The sequence below is a fragment of the Methanosarcina sp. DH1 genome (assembly GCF_020804205.1).
GTDB lineage: Archaea > Halobacteriota > Methanosarcinia > Methanosarcinales > Methanosarcinaceae > Methanosarcina > Methanosarcina vacuolata.
This window is the reverse complement of record NZ_WJBJ01000015.1, coordinates 28,330-29,082: the sequence shown is the minus strand read 5'-3', so window position 1 is coordinate 29,082 and position 753 is coordinate 28,330. Positions and strand designations below refer to the sequence as shown.

At 34.8% G+C, this 753-nt stretch carries 1 protein-coding gene; it reads right to left on the bottom strand.

Going from position 1 to position 753, the window contains the following annotated elements; genetic code table 11:
• Positions 1-345: extracellular solute-binding protein (locus tag FXW07_RS07425; RefSeq protein WP_229394893.1), on the bottom strand; the 345-nt coding region annotated here is incomplete at its 3' end.
• Between the last annotated feature and the right edge of the window lie 408 nt (positions 346-753).

Sequence of the window (753 nt, the reverse complement as noted above, 5' to 3'; positions counted from 1 at the left end):
AGCAAAAACATYAACTGGAGCTCCTCCTTCTATTTGCTTACGCAGATTTCCTGACCCCGCAAAATTTAAATTCACATCCGTGCCAGGGTTTTCAGTTTCAAACTGGGATTCCATATCCGTAAAAGCTTCGGTAAGGCTGGCAGCGGCAGATACTGTTATAGCGCCAGGGTTCTGCTCAGAAACCGACGTTTCATTTGTGGCTACACCCGTTTCATTTGTGGCTGTAACAGTTTCATTTGTGACTGGAGTAACAGTTTCGTTTGTAGCTTCATTTCCATTACCAGTACACCCTATTACAAGGAATACTCCTAATATTATTAACAGAACTATCAGTTCTTTTCTCATACTTTCACCTACTCAAAATATTATTATAATTAAGTACTTACGCGGTTGAACTCAGAATCGAGAACAATGAACTCTCGGCAGTATAATCACTCATCACTTTTTTGTATTTTTTCATATTAAGTTATTCAAAACCGGTAAAGTTGATGTAATAAAATTTACTCTAGTTATTATGGGTTTATTTATTTCAACTCACAATTTTCTGGCTCATTTCTCTAATTACATGAAGATAAGTTAAAGTAATTTTTATAAAAAAGCTTCAATCACGACTCAGTCCCAAAATCTAGTGATAAAAGTAAGTGTAACATCACTACACAAAATTATAATTCTATAATTATGTAATGATGTTACGGCAAAAACAATGGTAACTATAAACCTTACTCTTAATAACTTTTCGGAGCTCCCTGCTCT